Genomic DNA, 16,197 nt, shown 5'->3' with positions numbered 1-16,197 from the left:
AGGCTTAGATTCTTAACTTCTCTAAAAAGTTGGGAATTTTGTTGTTCACAAAAGATTTAGGAATATTATTAAATAACTGCTGTAATTGCGGGATTGCATATCGATTAACAAATTCCCCAAAGGACTCATCAGAATTTAGACGTTGAATTTTATATACATATAGCATCTGCTCTATTAATGCAGGTAGTTCGGCAAAATTCACATATCGATATATTTCATATCCAAATTTCTGCTTGCTGTCACCAACATAAACGTGATAACCTTCGACAACTCCATTGTCAGCCTCAATGCTGACACCGAGTAGAGTAATATCACTCTTGCTATGCTGGGCACAGGATTTTTCGCAGCCGCTAAAGTGGATATTAACTGGGCAATCTAGAGTGATACGAGTTTCAAGATACTTTGCTAATGCCAACGCATGACTTTTGGTATCCGTGGCAGAAGCGGTACAACCCCTGTTTCCAGAACAGGCAACTAATGCACTATTGATATTGATTGCGGAGAAATCTAGTCCTAAGAAAGCAATTTTGCTTTGGACATCATCAACCCATTGCTGAGGAATATCGGTTAGGAGTAAATTTTGCCAGGGGGTTAACCGAAGAGTGTTACTACCATATTTTGCTGCTAAATCTGCCAACCCTTTCATCTGTGTACTTTTTAGCCGTCCCAGAGGTAACACGACACCAATATAAAATAAGCCTTTCTGACGTTGGGGATGGATGCCAATATGCTGATACTTCCCCTTCCCGCACAGAGAAAGGGGTTTGGGGGTTAGGTCTTTTCCTGTTTCATCGGATAAAAGAGAGAAAGGTAAATACTGTTGAACTTCTTGAAGATAATTTTCACAACCTAAAGTATTCAATAACTCTAAGAAACGTAAACGACGCTTATTTGTAGTATTGTTATGAGCTAGATATACTTTTGCTAAAGCTGCTAAGACAAGCAAACAGTTCTTTGGTGGTAATAAAATTCCCATATCGCTAGGTGGTTGTCCCTTCGCGCCGACACTGAGATAAAGGCGGAAATAAATATCACCATCGACTAAAACAGCAGCAAATAGGATATCATTCAAGCGATCGCACACCCGAATTATTCCACCACCATCAAAGCAAACGCTAAATTTTGCTGACAGTTCCGAAAGCGCTGGATGTTTAGAAATGTAACGATCCCAACCTTGGACAAAAGGACGAGTGTCGATTAATTCTTCGGGGTCGATACCAGCAGTTGGGCTGGTCATAATATTACGAATGTGGTCTACAACAGGATTAAAGGAACCCAATCCTATATTTTGTAGATACTGCAAAACTTCAATATTTATCCCCTTGTGGATTTCGCGAACTTGTAAGTTGGCTCTATTAGTCACATCAACATAGCCAGCACCATTTATGTCTGCTATATCTTCGATCGCATGGCATTGCTGACTACTAATAATTCCACCTGGTATTCTAATCCGAGATAATATCCCATCTGCGGCGGGTGTAGCATAAAACAAGCCAGGACAAGTGGCAAATCCAGAAACCAAATTTGGAACTCCTTCCCCGTGCGACGCGAGGAGTAGATAGTGAGTGTGTATTGAGGACATCTTGAGAGTTGGCATTCTGACTTGGGTATTCCCATTACAGCTGCGGCACAGTCCCGGAATTTCACCGGAGTTTCCCAACTCCAAGTTTTAATAATTTAGCACAACAAGGTAGTCAGAAAATTTCAGAGTTTATCGAAACAGAATTCAGGAGTCAGAATTGACAATTCAGCAATAAATTCTTTCCAAGGGACTTCCAAGTAAAAAAATATCCCAAAACTGACACAAAAATCCTCTCTATTTCTTTAGGACTTACGCACTCGTGACGACAAACTAAGCCTTTGCGATTACTTTGCAACTCTTAGAGACGCTCCGCGAACGCTCGTAACAACCTAAAATTGTAGTCTGTCCGTAAGTCCTGATATTTTTTCTATTCTCTGGCAATGACAATATCATTAGATTTAATGACTGCATAAGCTTCTTTTCCTTCAGATAATTCCAACTCTTCTGCGGAAGCTCTGGTGATAATAGAGGTTAATTCTACTTTATGAATAATCTCTAAAGTTACCTCACTATTAACTGCTCCATAAACAACTCGTTTAACAACACCTTTAAGAATATTCCGAGAGCTAACTTTTAGTGATTTTTTTTGAATACTACTTTCTATTTCAGGCTTTTGAGTGTAGTAAATATCTTCCTGTTTTTCCTGCTGAGTTGTTGTTGATATTGGTGTTGAGGAGTGCTGAGTGAGACTACGCACGAGTTCTCGCAAAATCTCAGTTTTGGTGCGTTGAGAGTGTTCGCAGAACTCCTCTAGAATCTTCCGCTCGTCCTCTGAAGTTTGAAATGTAACCCATCCTTGTTCTTTTCTTGGCATAATAATATCAATTTTGGTTTATCTTGGTAAGATTCTACCAAGTATTAATTCGATGCGTCGTTTTAGTAATAACATTTTTTTTGTCAGTAGTTTCGGTATTTTTAGCGAAAATTAATTACAGCAGATTGCGAGTTGGTGAGGTACAAAAATACCCCACCCTAACCCTCCCCGATATATTGGGGAGGGAACTAGATTTCTTTTTCCCCCCAATATATCGGGGGGATTAAGGGGGTAATTCACCGTAGCCCCAAGCAGTACTTCATTTACTTGCAAAGTGCTGTAACTAATCGCATCCAGATAAGTGCATAAATATTTATTTTTTTGTAATCGTAAAATATTTTGTTACTTAAAAATGTCTAACTGTTACTATCTTTATACCAACTAGGATAGTATGATATTGGGCTATGGTATTTGTCGAGATAGCGATTGCAGGGGTAATCTGGCAAAAAATTCCACTGGCGTAGGCGTAGCCCGTCGCAGACATCGCGTGAGTGCCGTAGGATAATTTAACGTGAGTTCACAGCCGGGGGATGAAACACTTAAAATCGCGTTCTCAAGACCTGCGGAGTTTATTTGAGAACAATATCACCATTGAATACGTAGCAGAACCCCTCAAAGCGATGCCAGCCAATGCAGAGGTGACAGAAGTGTTGCATTGGATGCAAGCACAAAACTTTGATGTTATCGGTGTTGAGACAGGAGATATTATCAGCGGTTATGTAGAACGCTCTAGCTTGATGCAAAGCAAAGAAGGCACGTGTGGCGACTATCAACGGGTGTTTCATCCCAAAGAACTAATAGCCATTTCCACCCCACTAATCAAGTTATTACCTATTTTGCAACAAACTCCGCGACTGTTTGTCTTGGACTGCAATCAAGTAAGTGGCATTGTTACCTGTGGCGACTTGCAAAAAGCACCCGCACGAATGCTGCTGTTTGGCTTAGTAACGCTGCTAGAGATGAATTTGCTCCGGCTGGTGCGGATTTACTATCCCCAAGATTCTTGGCAAAAAGTTCTCAAACCTGAGCGCTTAGAAGTTGCTCAACGACTATGGCGAGAGAGTCAAGAAAGAAACGAAGCTACCGATTTGTTAGATTATCTGCAATTTTGTGATAAGCGAGAGTTGATTTTAAATCAACCAGAACTACTCCAGCAACTGGGATTAAAGTCCAAACGGTTTGGCGAACGCTTCCTCAAGTCTGCTGAACAGTTGCGAAACCGATTAGCTCACGCCCAAAGTTTAGTTAGTGGCTCCTCTTGGACAGAGTTGATTTCTCTAGCAGAGGCGATGGAAAGGCTGTTAATTCTCTGTGAAGAAGTTGAGATAATTGAGAATTAACGCGGCTTGTTCAGCGAATCACTCACTTGAGTACCTGTATAATTGGGAACCCAACCTTCTGCGATGGTAAAATAGCGTATCGCTTTAAAATTCAACGATGCAGTTGGACTGCACCAATGCTCAACGCCGGCAGGAATGTAGAGATAGTCTTGTGTCTGAACTAAAAGCTGTATTTGGCTACCATCAGGTCGCACAAAGCCATAAATCATTTCCCCTGCTAACACGTAGAGAGGTTCAGCAGCAGGATGAGTATGATAACGGACATAGGTTGCTATCAGGTGGTGAAGATTGAAGGAACCTGGATGTACATTTAGCAAGTCACACCAGAGAGCGCCATTTTCTTGCTGAATAAATTCAAAAACGCTGTTATGAAGTTCTACATAATAACGTTTCTCAGGCTCAGTTAAAACATCCTGGTCTAGAATATCGGGAAACAGAAGCGATGTTCCTGGGTCGTAATGTCTGAGTTGAATGCCAAAAGGCTCAAGTTCGCGAGCTATTTTGCCTAAATCGCTCTCAATTGTACCGTCATCAAGTAGTAGGTTAGCCATGACAAAAAGACTAATTAACTGTTAAGAAGAGTATACTCAACTTTTATCTAAAAAGCCACTTTTTCCGACTGACAAACCGGGGTTTGACTTTCTGGAAGTCATTAGGTCTATTTTTGTGCTGAAAGCGCCTATATCATCAGTTTTGTTACAACGTCGGTTATTGGCTCAATAATTTGCTAAACTCCAACTTCGTAGACAGTATATAAGTAGTAATGCAAAATAAAATATACATTTGTCATTGCGAATAGAGCAAAGCGGAATGAAGCATAAGTCCTTCGGACACGCTTCGCGAACGCAAAGTCTTGAGATTGCTTCGCTACGAGACGCTGTTCACGTTCGCTAAATTTCATTCCGTACCCTACGGGAAGGCTCCGCCTACGTAATGACATAAATATTTTTGCATACCCACTTAAAAACAAACAATTTGAGTATTGGGAATTGAAAGGGGGTTATAAAGTGGCTGATGATGAAGGCATAGTTAATGCAGAACAGATTCATCCCAGGGACTTTTCATGGAGATTATGGCCTGTTCTGCCACTCTACCCTTATGGCAGACGGCAAACAATCTGTAAAGAAGTGGTCAAGGGCAGAATCTGGATTTTTGACCAGATTCAGGGCATTTTCTACGTTGTTGTCCCAATTCGGATGACTGTAGTTAAACTCGAAGCAGGGGTCTTCTTGTTTATGCGCCTGTTGCACCGACTCCAGAGTGTATCCGCCTTGTGAATGAATTGGTGGCGGAACACGGTAACGTTAAATACATTATTCTTCCGACTATCTCCGGTATAGAACACAAAGTCTTCGTAGGCCCCTTCGCTAGATACTTTCCGACTGCACAGGTGTTTGTGGCTCCCCATCAGTGGAGTTTTCCGCTAAATCTCCCCCTTAGCTGGCTGGGCTTACCGCCAAAACGGACTCAAATACTGCCAGAAGATAGTAGCAAAACCCCCTTTGCTGACGAGTTTGATTATGCAATGCTAGGCCCCATAGACCTTGGGACTGGTCGGTTTGCGGAAGTTGCTTTTTTTCACAAGCGATCGCATACTCTTTTAGTAACAGATTCAATACTTTCTATTCCAGAAGATCCACCTGCGATCGTTTTATTAGATCCATATCCTTTGTTATTCCATGCCAAGGATTGTGCTTCTGATATTGTTGCAGACATTCAAGTAAATCGGCGTAAGGGATGGCAGCGCATCTGTTTGTTTGCTTTGTATTTTCGACCAAGCACACTATACATCCCCCAATGGAGTCAGATGTTGCAAGATGCCTCGAAAGCAGCAGAACGCTCAAGAAAAGCCTATTTTGGATTGTACCCCTTTAAATGGCATCCAGATTGGCAGCGATCGTTTGATGCTCTGCGAGGTGATGGACGTTTGTTTGTCGCACCAATTTTACAGACGTTGATTCTCAACCGCGCCCCCCAAAAAACCATCGATTGGGCTGATAAAGTTGCCAGTTGGGACTTCCAGAGGATTATTCCCTGCCACTTTGATGCACCAATTAAAGCCGAACCGCATCAGTTTCGCCAAGCTTTCTCTTTTTTGGAAAAGCAGCCTATTAGTGCAGGTTTGTTTAACAGTAGTAGCTATCCCTTACCAGAGGAAGACTTTAAAGCACTCAGGGAAATTGATGCAGGTTTAAATAAGTTTGGTATTGTGCCAGCAGCAAAGGAGAAAGTATAGGGTGTGAGTTCGATGACCCTCTCCAAGTCGGTTCGGTTAAGGTTTTTTGATGGAAATTTTAGAGCATAAAGACGCGATAAATCGCCGTCAAGACGAAAAAATGATTATTGTAGAGACGGCGATTCATCGCGTCTCTTGTCTTAACCGAACAGTATTGGAACCTCTCCAAGTCGGTGAAGAAAGGTTTTGGATGCTAAAACCCGTACAGATAATCAATCTCATATCGATTGGAAATCTCTTATGCCCGAAAATCTTGAGGAAATCGTAATTTACTCAGAAGATTACGAAAGCCTTATATCAAATATGCTTACCAATCGGATGTTTCAAGAGCTTACCTCTCTATACGATGGTACGGCAGATAGAAAATTCCCCTCCCTTAACTTCAGCCAACCCAAATCTGTCTTTATTGTTGCTTGGATTCAAGGTCAGCCCATCGCTTGTGGTGCAGTTGTTCCCCTGTGTGAGGAAATGGGCGAAATTAAACGGATGTTTGTGGAATCGGCTTGGCGTGGTCGAGGTGTGGCCAAGGCAGTTTTGACTGACTTAGAAAGACGCGCTCAGATTTTTGGTTATCGTAGCTTACGTGTAGAAACAGGTATCCGTCAACCGACGGCGATTCGATTATATCAATCTGCCGGTTATCAACCCATAGCAGCCTATGGATGCTATGTGGGAAATCCAGTAAGTGTTTGCTTTGAGAAACAGATTAAGTAGTTGCACAAAAATATTTACAGTCATTGCAAGCAAAGCGTTGCAATCCCAGCCCATAGGACTAGCCTTTTCAAGGTGGGTAAAAATTTTGGTCAATAAATTCCTATTTCCGCTCTTTTTTCTGTGTTCTCTGCGACTCTGTGGTTAGATAAATTACTTTTCAACCGCAGAGACAATAGAGTAGCCAGTGCGCCTTTGCGGTTCCCCGACTTGTAGCAACTGGCGCGATGCAGAGAGAAAAAAGAGATTTTACAAATCACCTTGAAAGGTTCGTTTTTTCATGATTTTGCGTAAGTCCTGAAAACGTGAAATCACATATTTACGTTTATAAACAACATGGTTCTTTTGTTAATTCTAAAATAATAAATATTGTCGGTTTTCGTATTATATCTCTAGAAATATGATTTATATTAATATATCTATCTCAAGATAAATAGAATAAATACAAGTGAAATGATATGTTATTTTACAAGGTAAAAACCACTTTATAAAGAGTAAATAGATGTTAAGCATACTTTGGGGTATTGTTGTTGTACTGGTAGCTTTTTGGGCATTGGGATTAGTATTTCATATTGCAGGAAGTTTAATTCATGCAGTATTACTTTTAGCTATTGGGCTTGCTATTTACAATTTTTTCAAGGGGCGTGATGTCTAAATTGAATAATTCATAATAGTCCAAATCTAGTATTTAGAAGTAAAAGGGGCTTTCTGGCTGTTTTTGAGTGCAACTTGTGTATTTCAGTAACAGTAATTACACAAAAATTGCTAAAAATGAAAGCCCTGATAAATATTTTAAGGTTTAACGTTTGATTCCCTTAAACCGTTCTTGCGCCGCTTTAAATGCTTCTTGCATCACCAACTGAATTACTTGGGGATCGGGTTTCTTACCTCCCATTAAATCACCAAAGTAAACACAGGCTGCTTCCCCTAGTGCCCAGGTATAGGCGGCTGCCCAAGATGCTGCGATCGCACTCCCAAAACCTGGGATAAATTTAATTAATTCTCGTGCTATAGCCTGTGCTAAAAAACCACCTGCGATCGCACTCACAACCCCTCCTGCCTGAGATGGTGTAAGGATCTGTCCATATAATTTTCCCAACAGACCCACCATTGATACTTGCAAGGCAGTGAGTACAGGCATTGTGGCAAACGGCAGAGGGACAGCCGCGAGGGTGGCAGACATAATTGCAAATGGCAAAATATAACGGCGTGCAGCATCTCGGTAAAGGTTGCCAATTTGCTTTCCAACTTCTTCTCGATCTAATAGCTGATAAATTGCCTCGGCTTCGGCTTGGGGGAGTAGTTCTGCTAAAGAATCTCGCAGTGCTTCTAAGCCATAAAATACTGGATCGTAGCCATCTTCTTCTAAGGTAAAGTCAATTAATACAGAGTGGTTAGTAATTCCTGCAAAGGCTTGTTGCATTGCGGCAAATGCGCGGTTGACTTCCTGATAATCTGGCGGATAAGCAGGATGATCGACGATATCGGTAGGATAAACCTCATGCAAGCAGGTAACTACCAGCAAGCAGGGAATATTTGGATACTGCTGACGTAGCTGTTGAGCAATTTGTCGTAGTGTGTCAGTTGCAAAATCATTGATTTTAACGGTCAAAAGGAGGATTCTGGCGGAACGAGTTTCCTTTTGTAAATCACCAACTAACTCCTGAATAATTAATTGGGTATCTTGCTTGACATCACCCAGCCCTACCATATCAGTAAAAATCAGTAACGGTAGGTCATTGGAAGGATAAGCATAGCGCTGGGTGTGTTGCGTGTGAGGACGAAAACCCTGACCGATAATCTCAGCCGAGACTCCTGTCAATCCTCGCACAATTGAACTTTTTCCGGCTTGGGGTTTACCAATTAGCAGTGCTTCTGTAGTTGGTAGTTCGGCTCGGATTTTCTCTAAAATCTCTGCAACTTGGGTTTCGCTCACACTAAACCATTCAACAACTGCTTGTGCCAGTTGTTCTACGGGTAAGAGTTGTGTTAAACGTGTTGCGGTTTTGTTCCAGACACCACTAATGCGGTCTGTCCAGGAATTACCGACTGACTTGGTAGTTGCTCCATCATTCAGTTCACTCAATTGTTGAGAATCAGTTGATGGTGAGTCAGCATCATGTTGCTCAATCATTTTTATCCAAACCGTAGATACCAGTCTTGAACTCAGTCCACTTCATGATGTTTACAGCTATTTTCAGGTAAATAGACTACACCGTAGGGGCAATTAATGAATCACTGGTGTCAACTTAAGCTCAAAGCTTTGTCCCACGGCCGTTTTACCCCCCTTAATCCCCCCTTATAAAGGGGGAAATGATATTTCCGGTTCCCTCCCCTTTATAAGGGGAGGGTTAGGGTGGGGTAACGCGGATCGTGATGGGAAGTGAGTGAACTCAATATCCAGTTTTTACATGGGTTTCACGTTAAGTTGACACCAATGTTCATGAATTGCCCCTACGACAGATGTGGTTCAAATACATGAATTCTGCTGTAAGACTGAAGTCGTTGACCTATAAGACCTTTTTAATAATCTTATAGCGATTCTCAAAGGGATAACCAGTACCGTTAGTAGTGTATAAACTTGGGATTTCGAGTCATATTTCTAAAGGTTATAAATTACCCCATTCTCAGCTAACCACTGCTTCCGCTCCAGATAATCTGGTACAATCCGCTCCACCCGATGCCAAAATGCAGTGCTGTGATGCGGTTCAATTAGATGCACCAGTTCATGAACTGCCAAATACTCAATCATCCCTCGCGGTAGCATTGCGACTCGCCAGTGAAAATATAAATCCCCTTTGTGTCCGCAAGAACCCCAACGATTCCCTAACTCACGTACTTGCACTGAACGAGGCGAAGTAGTAACTCGTTTAATCAGTGTGGCAATTTGTTGTTCTACAATTGGCTGGAGATGTTCTCGATACCAGTAAATAAAGTGTTCTCGACCTTGAACTTGTGCCGGGCGCTGTAACTCAAAGCGGCTTTGATATAGTCTCAGAGATGGCTGTTGTTCAAGCTCTACTATTTTGAGACGATAGCTGCGTCCTAGATAATAAAAACCTTCACCTGATACGTATTCTTTAACGCTGACGGTTGGATTTAATGACTCTTTTTTTTAAAGTTTACTGTAAATCCAGTAGCGTTTATCGAGTACAATTTTTTCTAATGTTTCTATTGGCACTTCTGGGGGAGAAGCTAAGACTAATTGACCGTCACGTTCGACGGTAATACCTACAGTGCGGCGTTTTGAACTATGGCGAATTTCAAAACTCAGGTCGCCAAAGGTGATAGTTTTCATGCCATTAAATTATCACGATTTCTCCTAGCTAGTTGGACTAATTTATCTGCAACTTCTTCTAGTTGGTCGTAACTCACTAAATCACGCTCATCTAAGTAACCTGCTATCCACTTTCTCAAATCCTCTTGGACTATTTGGCTACCCCAATTTACCCGTCGTACTTCTTGGCGGATGTGTTCGACAATTTCCACAGTTGTTTGAGCAAGTTCGGGGAGTTGTTTTTGGGAATATTCACCTAAAATGTTGAGAAATGGCATTTGAGTTTTAGGATCTAATCCAGTCTCATTTGTAGTACGACCAGCTTGGATTTGTTCAATATACTTCCGCAACGCCTCAACTTTTTCATCCCAGTTATCAGCTAAAGATTCCAGAATTTCTGTGAGTTTTTCACTTAAGTTTTTGTAGTAAACTGGGTCTTCTTCATAATTTACGCTGATATGGTGACGAGCAGCAAATTCCATTTCTGCGGCTTGGGCTTTAATGGAGCGATGGCGCTGGACATGGGTTTTAAAATCCAGTGACATGATATCAATCGGTGGCACTTTTGGGTCAATGCCTTGCGATTCAATATATTGATCTATTAATGCTCTAACTTTTTCTTTGGCGCTGACAATATTTAGTTTTTCGTCCCGATATAAATCAGCAACTGATTTTTTAATAAAACCAAGTTTTTTAGCATCTCTGACAAAATTATCGGGTTGACGTGCTTCTGGACGCGGCAAGATTGTATCAAGAGTATTGAGAAAATCTTGAAAATAGTCATTAAATTCAACTCTGAGGCGTTCATCTCGGAGTAAGTCTACACAAGCATCTACATTATCAATTATGCAGTTGTTATCAGTAAATAGAGCAATCACTCGCTGATGTCTGTCGCGCAGTTTTGGCAATTCGGCACGAATATCAAACCATGCTAATTCTGTATCAATATTTTCGTAACCTGAGAGGGCGGCAGCGATATCAACACCGTAATAATCTACCACTAATCCTTCTGTTTTTTGATCATTATACACTCGGTTAACACGAGCGATCGCTTGCAGCAATTCATATTCTTTTAATGACCTGTCTAAATATAAAACTTGTTCTAACGGTGCATCAAAACCCGTTAACAGCATATTTTTAACAATTAAAATTGCTAAACTATCTTGGTCTAAAGGCTTTTTAAATTTCTCGATATTAATTTCTTGTTGACCTTTATCTGTCCATATTTTCCAGCTAGGGTCATCTCCTTTATCGCCAGAGATGACAGGAGCAAATTCTAGCTTGCGGATGGTTTCAAGATGTGGGAGTGCTTGAGCAAAAAAACGAGTTTCGGCATCAAGAGATTCCAAAGCTTCAGCGTCGAGACTTTGCAGAATGACAGCACGATTTTCTAACTGCTGTACTATTTCTCGTTGCGCTTCCACAAATGTCTCTTGGTAACGGACGGCGGCAAGACGGGTAGAGGCGACTACTTGCGCTTTAAAGCCTCCTGCTAAAATGCGCTCAATATAATGACGCAACATACTTTTAGCTTTGGCTTTAATTAGTTCTCGTGCTTCGCCAACTTGGGTTTTAGTCGCATACTTAGCTTTAATTTGCGCCCGTTCTTCTGGGATTTTATCAGCAAAAATAATTTCAAAAAGTTGGTCGAGGTCATCACCTTGGGTTACAGTACCTCTAGCTTCTAATCCTTCGTAGACAATGGGCAAAGTAACTTTATCTGCTTGGGATTGGCGGATATTGTATTCATCGATAAATGAACCGAAAATTTGCAGGGTGGTTTTTTTGGCAGCTTTGACAATGGGTGTACCAGTAAAGCCAATACGGACACAGTTAGGTAAGGCTTCTAATAAATTGGTGTGGAGAGTTTTGGCGTGAGAACGGTGTGCTTCGTCAATTAGCACGAGGATATTTTCGGAAGGATTGAGGTTTTTTGGAATTGGTTCAATTTCTGCTTCTTCTTCAGAATCTTCGCCACCTTTAAATTTCTGAATCATCCCGAAGACTAAGCCAGCACCTGGTTGTTGCAAGTATTGTTCTAGTTTTTTGACCTTTTTAGCTTTTTGTAATGGTTCCCCGGTGAGGACGGCGGTATCTGCAAGTTGTTTTTCTAAGTCTCGGCGGTCAGTAACAACGACAATTTTAAAGCGGCGTAATTCTGGAATAGTGCGAATTTTCCGAATTAAGTAAACCATTGTCAGGCTTTTACCTGAGCCTTGGGTATGCCAGATAATGCCACCACGTTGGTCATCTGTGCCATGTTGGGCGCGGGTTTGGTTGTCTTGGAGTCGGTGCAGTGCTTTGTATACTGCGCGATATTGTTGGTAACGGGGGACTATTTTGATGGTGCGATCGCCACTGGTTTTAAATAAGGTGAAATTATGCAGGATGTCGATAAGATTAGCTGGTTTCAACATTCCGGCTATGAGGGTTTGGCGAGAATTCAATTCAGAAACACCTAATTGTGCAGCAATTTCTGCTTGGGGACTGGGAATGGTATCTTTCCAATCAACATAATGTTCATAATTTGCGCCGATGGTTCCGGCTGTTGCCCGTCCTCTCGATGCTGCTATCATCAGCAGATTGTAGTGGAATAATTTTTCAGCGCCTTCTGGTTGACTGCTACCTCGTTGGTTGGAATATTTTAATAAGTCTTGAATTGCTTCTATTATGGGGTTATCTAGATTGGGACTTTTACATTCAATCACTACTAGAGGAATGCCGTTAACAAGTAGTACCATATCTGGGACTATAAACCCCCGATTACCTGTTGCCCAAGGCGGGTCTACTCGGTATTGATTGATGGCTAGAAAATTGTTGCTGTGAAGATTTTCAGGATTAAATTCAATAAAATGAACGGTGTGCTGTTTGCCGTCTTGTCCTAAAACAGTAGTACCTTTAAGTAGCAATTCTGTGGCGGCTTGGTTGGCTTCCATTAATCTGTTTGCGCCGAGGCGTTCTAACTGACTCACTGCGGTTTGCACTTGTATATCATCAAGCCAAGGATTGCCGTTGTCATCTAAGTTGATGCGTTTGATGGCGGCTTTGAGGCGTTGTGTCAGTAGAACTTGCTTAAAGTTTTCGCGTTCGGTAATTGCGGGATTGTCCCAATTGCCTTGTATATATTGCCATCCCATGCTGATGAGTTGTTCAATGATGGGTTTTTCTACATAGATATATTCTGGGGTAGATTGTGGCATGGTGATAGTTTTTACATTAAGGGACACACTTACAGCAGATTGCGAGTTGGTGAGGTACAAAAATACCCACCCTAACCCTCCCCGATATATTGGGGAGGGAACTAGATTTCTTTTTCCCCCCAATATATCGGGGGGATTAAGGGGGGTAATTCACCGTAGCCCCAAGCAGTACTTCATTTACTTGCAAAGTGCTGTATTATATTTTGCACCAAGCTCAACTACTTGATCGGCGATCGCATTTGCTAAGGCACTTCCAAATAAAAAAATGTTCCAAAACTGACGCAAAAACTCTCTCTATTCCTCCTCTCTCTGTGTTCTCTGTGTCTCTGTGGTTCGTTTATTTGGATAATTTATTTCTTGGAAGTCCCTAAGTGCGTATGCAAAAATATTTATGTCATTGCGAGCGTAATGAAATGTAGTATACCCCTTCGGGGATCTTGCTACGCGCAGCGTGTCCAAGAGTTGCAATCTTGCGAATGAAGGAATCGCAATGACATTGGCATACTCATTTGCTATTTCGGCGAACTCATTTGCTATTTCGGCGAACTCATTTGTTATTTCGGCGAACTCATTTGTTATTTCGGCGAACTCATTTGTTATTTCGGCATACTCATTTGTTATTTCGGCGAACTCATTTGTTTTTTACAAAAAATTAAAACGAAGCCGGGGATGTATATTGGTAAGGCTTCGGTGAGTGATTTATTTCATTTTCTTGTTGGATATGAATTTGCTAGGGGAGAGTTAGATATTGAACCTACAGAATGGGAGAATGATTTCCATGAAAATTTTCAGCCTTGGGTGCAGAAAAAATATCATGTGTCAACTTCTAACTCTTGGGCAAAGATTATTATGCTCCACTGTGGGAGTGAACAAGAGGGTTTAAATAGTTTCTATAGGTTGTTAGATGAATTTCAAAATCGAGATAAAAGTTTAGAACCTCAACAGAAGGTAATTGCTAGTTATGAGGTTACTAATAAAAGTTGATGTCTAGAGATTTTTCACCCGCACTTTGCCAGTTAATAAGTCTTGCATCAGTCCTTGTTTTTGGAGTTTGAGTTTGTTAAGGTAGGCTTCTTCTGTACGGATGCGAGTTTCGTGAAGTTTAAACACGCTCAGAATTCTTTGCTGTTCTAATATTGTTGGGCATGGAATTGGAAATGATTTTAGCTGAGTAGAGTTGATTGATGCTAAATTAGTTGATTGTTTTGAACTTAGAATAAAAAATCTTTTTCCGTAAGCAGAGCCAGATACTAAAGCTAAAAATTCTGAAATTAAATAATCTCCGTTTGGGCGAACTCTAAAAACATGATTTTGATGAAGGCATGGTACAATTTGCCCATTCCAAACAGTTCCACGTCCAAGCTTGTCGTAGTCTCCGCCTTCATTCATCAATACATCTCCTGGTTGTAATAAAAATCTGGTAATTTCTTCTTTATAAACACGGATTGTTTTTATATCGGTAAGTTCTAAGTATCCATCTTGTACATTTGCAACTCGAAGATAAGGTAATTCAATAGTTCCAACACCGCTAATATTTCTACCTAAAGTTACACCAGAGTTAACTTCTGCAACTGTTGAGAGTAATCTAATTTCCCAATCTTTCGGGATTTGTCCCAGTAGTGAATCTTTAAATTGTTCAGGATGCGCTTGTTGATCTCTCAATTTGCCATCGTTATCTAACCCGCGTGTGAGCAAGTCTTGCAGTAGTCCGGCTTTGGTTTGTTTAAGTTTTATAATAAGGGAAGATGTGCGTGCGATCGCATCATCCACCGTATCCAAAATTTCAGCAATACGTCGCTGTTCATAAAGTGGCGGAAGAGATATACAAATTGTTAATAATTGATCAATATTTATTCCCTTGACTGTTGAACCTATCGATAAAGACTCAAATTTAGGACGTAAAAATTTTAAGAGAAGAAGTAAATATTTTGAATAGATATTGTTATCAAGATAAAGGGCTTTTAGGTATTGATTAATTGCTATTGAGTTTCCAGTAATAGCTGCACGTCCAACTGCCATCCGCGTGCAAATTACTGGTATTCCTACTTCAATTAAATTTGCTGAACTATTAGCAAGTCCAGAGAAAGATATATGTTCTTCTGTATTCTGTATATACTTTGTGTCATCTGTAAAATCTTTTACTGAAGCCCAAGGAATGTTTCCCATCCAATAGGCAGAGATTCCACGCGAAGGTGTTCCACCACCAACAACGCGCACAATAACATCTCCTAAGAAACAGTTTACCCACCCCAAGGATACAGAATTAATTGGCATACCCTAACCCCTGCAAAAACTCACTCAACTTCTTCGCTGCTGCATCCTGTTCCGTCTCAATATCCTGCAACGTCACCCGATACTTATCCACCCAATTCTTGAGTATTCTCATCATCAAATTGTCCCGGTAAATCCAATGCAATCAACAAAGCCTTATTGAGTTGTGCAATTACCGCATCTGAGATAGTTCCCCGCAGACGCAACAAACGAGATTTCGATAATACCCGCACTTGATCCGCCATAGCGATAGAATCTCTATCTAAACCCCCCTCTGGTGCTTCAATTAACACCTGAGTTAGGAAAACTCGCTTTTTCGTGCGATATGTCGTACAGGGAACTGCTAAAACTACGGGGCTGTTAGCATTAATCACATCACGGCTAACAATAATTACCGGACGAATTCCCCCCTGTTCAGAACCTTCAGTTGGTTCTAAGCGTGCATCATATACTTCGCCCCGTTTCATTCTTGAGATTCCGCTAACTGAAAAGCTTCCCACTCAGCAGTTGCAAATTCGGCTTCCATTTGCAACACATCCTTTTGGTAATCCGCATCATTAACCATTTCTGCTAATTGTGCATCAATTTCTGCCCGCTTTATTGCTTCTAATTCCCGACGCAAAGCCTTAGCAATAAAATCATTACGACTTTTAGCTTTTCCTTGTTGGATAGCTTTATCAGTCGCTGCTAATAGTTCAGATGGTATTGCTACATCCTCAAGAATAACTAGGTTTTCCATACAAAATAATTTGCCCAATTTTCCAGC

13 protein-coding genes, 2 pseudogenes and 1 riboswitch are annotated in these 16,197 nt (G+C 41.1%); of the genes and pseudogenes, 5 read left to right on the top strand and 10 right to left on the bottom strand.

What is annotated here, in order from left to right; genetic code table 11:
- Positions 1 to 4 precede the first annotated feature (4 nt).
- Entirely contained in the window at positions 5 to 1,522 is a 1,518-nt protein-coding gene (cobG, locus tag GTQ43_RS23580; RefSeq protein ID WP_321162511.1) for a precorrin-3B synthase, read from the bottom strand.
- Between the two features lie 48 nt (positions 1,523 to 1,570).
- A riboswitch (cobalamin riboswitch) is annotated at positions 1,571 to 1,703 on the bottom strand.
- 246 nt (positions 1,704 to 1,949) lie between these two features.
- Positions 1,950 to 2,396: a TOBE domain-containing protein gene (locus GTQ43_RS23575; protein WP_265275153.1), complete on the bottom strand. Its 447-nt coding sequence runs from the start codon at positions 2,394 to 2,396 to the stop codon at positions 1,950 to 1,952.
- Positions 2,397 to 2,926: 530 nt separating this feature from the next.
- Here GTQ43_RS23575 and GTQ43_RS23570 point away from each other — a divergent pair.
- The gene (locus GTQ43_RS23570) at positions 2,927 to 3,736 is read left to right on the top strand and encodes a hypothetical protein (RefSeq protein WP_265275152.1); all 810 of its coding nucleotides are present in this window, start codon (positions 2,927 to 2,929) and stop codon (positions 3,734 to 3,736) included.
- Here the strand turns inward: GTQ43_RS23570 and GTQ43_RS23565 are convergent.
- On the bottom strand, positions 3,733 to 4,287 hold the full coding sequence (locus tag GTQ43_RS23565; protein ID WP_265275151.1) for a cupin domain-containing protein: 555 nt from the start codon (positions 4,285 to 4,287) through the stop codon (positions 3,733 to 3,735). The two genes, GTQ43_RS23570 and GTQ43_RS23565, sit on opposite strands and share 4 nt — an antisense overlap.
- A 456-nt stretch (positions 4,288 to 4,743) precedes the next feature.
- Here GTQ43_RS23565 and GTQ43_RS23560 point away from each other — a divergent pair.
- The 3 genes and pseudogenes from GTQ43_RS23560 to GTQ43_RS23550 all read left to right on the top strand — a co-directional run bounded on the left by GTQ43_RS23560 (position 4,744) and on the right by GTQ43_RS23550 (position 7,338).
- Positions 4,744 to 5,972: pseudogene (locus GTQ43_RS23560) on the top strand (DUF4336 domain-containing protein).
- A gap of 240 nt (positions 5,973 to 6,212) precedes the next feature.
- Positions 6,213 to 6,686, top strand: a complete 474-nt coding sequence (locus tag GTQ43_RS23555) for a GNAT family N-acetyltransferase (RefSeq protein WP_265275150.1) — start codon at positions 6,213 to 6,215, stop codon at positions 6,684 to 6,686.
- A 499-nt stretch (positions 6,687 to 7,185) separates the two neighbouring features.
- Positions 7,186 to 7,338 (top strand): lmo0937 family membrane protein, encoded by a 153-nt coding sequence (locus GTQ43_RS23550; protein WP_265275149.1) that lies wholly within the window; start codon positions 7,186 to 7,188, stop codon positions 7,336 to 7,338.
- Positions 7,339 to 7,482: 144 nt separating this feature from the next.
- Here the strand turns inward: GTQ43_RS23550 and GTQ43_RS23545 are convergent, their stop codons facing one another.
- The 4 genes and pseudogenes from GTQ43_RS23545 to GTQ43_RS23530 form a co-directional block, all read right to left on the bottom strand.
- On the bottom strand, positions 7,483 to 8,817 hold the full coding sequence (locus tag GTQ43_RS23545; protein ID WP_265275148.1) for a GTPase family protein: 1,335 nt from the start codon (positions 8,815 to 8,817) through the stop codon (positions 7,483 to 7,485).
- Between the two features lie 468 nt (positions 8,818 to 9,285).
- Positions 9,286 to 9,762: pseudogene (locus GTQ43_RS23540) on the bottom strand (M48 family metallopeptidase); the annotation flags it as partial.
- A 36-nt stretch (positions 9,763 to 9,798) separates the two neighbouring features.
- The gene (locus GTQ43_RS23535) at positions 9,799 to 9,981 is read right to left on the bottom strand and encodes a hypothetical protein (RefSeq protein ID WP_265275147.1); all 183 of its coding nucleotides are present in this window, start codon (positions 9,979 to 9,981) and stop codon (positions 9,799 to 9,801) included.
- Entirely contained in the window at positions 9,978 to 13,160 is a 3,183-nt protein-coding gene (locus GTQ43_RS23530; RefSeq protein ID WP_265275146.1) for a type I restriction endonuclease subunit R, read from the bottom strand. The genes GTQ43_RS23535 and GTQ43_RS23530 overlap by 4 nt, the downstream gene beginning before the upstream one ends.
- Positions 13,161 to 13,829: 669 nt before the next feature.
- Between GTQ43_RS23530 and GTQ43_RS23525 the strand changes: the two genes are divergently transcribed.
- Positions 13,830 to 14,144 carry a hypothetical protein gene (locus GTQ43_RS23525; protein WP_265275145.1) on the top strand — a complete coding sequence of 105 codons (315 nt, stop codon included), beginning with the start codon at positions 13,830 to 13,832 and terminating at the stop codon, positions 14,142 to 14,144.
- Between the two features lie 3 nt (positions 14,145 to 14,147).
- Here GTQ43_RS23525 and GTQ43_RS23520 read toward each other — a convergent pair whose 3' ends face one another.
- From GTQ43_RS23520 to GTQ43_RS23510, 3 genes are all read right to left on the bottom strand, one after another.
- Positions 14,148 to 15,434 (bottom strand): restriction endonuclease subunit S, encoded by a 1,287-nt coding sequence (locus tag GTQ43_RS23520; RefSeq protein ID WP_265275144.1) that lies wholly within the window; start codon positions 15,432 to 15,434, stop codon positions 14,148 to 14,150.
- Positions 15,435 to 15,517: 83 nt separating this feature from the next.
- Positions 15,518 to 15,898, bottom strand: coding sequence for a type II toxin-antitoxin system PemK/MazF family toxin (locus GTQ43_RS23515; protein ID WP_265275143.1), 381 nt, complete (start codon positions 15,896 to 15,898; stop codon positions 15,518 to 15,520).
- A complete protein-coding gene (locus tag GTQ43_RS23510; RefSeq protein ID WP_265275142.1) occupies positions 15,895 to 16,170 on the bottom strand; it encodes a ribbon-helix-helix domain-containing protein in 276 nt (91 codons plus the stop codon). Before GTQ43_RS23510 ends, GTQ43_RS23515 begins: the two co-directional genes overlap by 4 nt.
- Positions 16,171 to 16,197 lie beyond the last annotated feature (27 nt).

Origin of the sequence: Nostoc sp. KVJ3, assembly GCF_026127265.1 — a bacterium.
Lineage (GTDB): Bacteria > Cyanobacteriota > Cyanobacteriia > Cyanobacteriales > Nostocaceae > Nostoc.
Note: the sequence above shows the minus strand (reverse complement) of the source record. Positions and strands in the feature narration are given on the sequence as shown.

What these genes read in the sequence shown, in the direction of transcription:
- GTQ43_RS23575 (WP_265275153.1), bottom strand. Translation starts at nt 2,396, where the DNA reads ATGCCAAGAAAAGAACAAGGATGGGTTACATTTCAAACTTCAGAGGAC.
- GTQ43_RS23550 (WP_265275149.1), top strand. Translation starts at nt 7,186, where the DNA reads ATGTTAAGCATACTTTGGGGTATTGTTGTTGTACTGGTAGCTTTTTGG.
- GTQ43_RS23525 (WP_265275145.1), top strand. Translation starts at nt 13,830, where the DNA reads ATGTATATTGGTAAGGCTTCGGTGAGTGATTTATTTCATTTTCTTGTT.
- GTQ43_RS23515 (WP_265275143.1), bottom strand. Translation starts at nt 15,898, where the DNA reads ATGAAACGGGGCGAAGTATATGATGCACGCTTAGAACCAACTGAAGGT.
- GTQ43_RS23570 (WP_265275152.1), top strand. Translation starts at nt 2,927, where the DNA reads ATGAAACACTTAAAATCGCGTTCTCAAGACCTGCGGAGTTTATTTGAG.
- GTQ43_RS23510 (WP_265275142.1), bottom strand. Translation starts at nt 16,170, where the DNA reads ATGGAAAACCTAGTTATTCTTGAGGATGTAGCAATACCATCTGAACTA.
- GTQ43_RS23555 (WP_265275150.1), top strand. Translation starts at nt 6,213, where the DNA reads ATGCCCGAAAATCTTGAGGAAATCGTAATTTACTCAGAAGATTACGAA.
- GTQ43_RS23545 (WP_265275148.1), bottom strand. Translation starts at nt 8,817, where the DNA reads ATGATTGAGCAACATGATGCTGACTCACCATCAACTGATTCTCAACAA.
- GTQ43_RS23520 (WP_265275144.1), bottom strand. Translation starts at nt 15,434, where the DNA reads ATGCCAATTAATTCTGTATCCTTGGGGTGGGTAAACTGTTTCTTAGGA.
- GTQ43_RS23565 (WP_265275151.1), bottom strand. Translation starts at nt 4,287, where the DNA reads ATGGCTAACCTACTACTTGATGACGGTACAATTGAGAGCGATTTAGGC.
- GTQ43_RS23530 (WP_265275146.1), bottom strand. Translation starts at nt 13,160, where the DNA reads ATGCCACAATCTACCCCAGAATATATCTATGTAGAAAAACCCATCATT.
- GTQ43_RS23535 (WP_265275147.1), bottom strand. Translation starts at nt 9,981, where the DNA reads ATGAAAACTATCACCTTTGGCGACCTGAGTTTTGAAATTCGCCATAGT.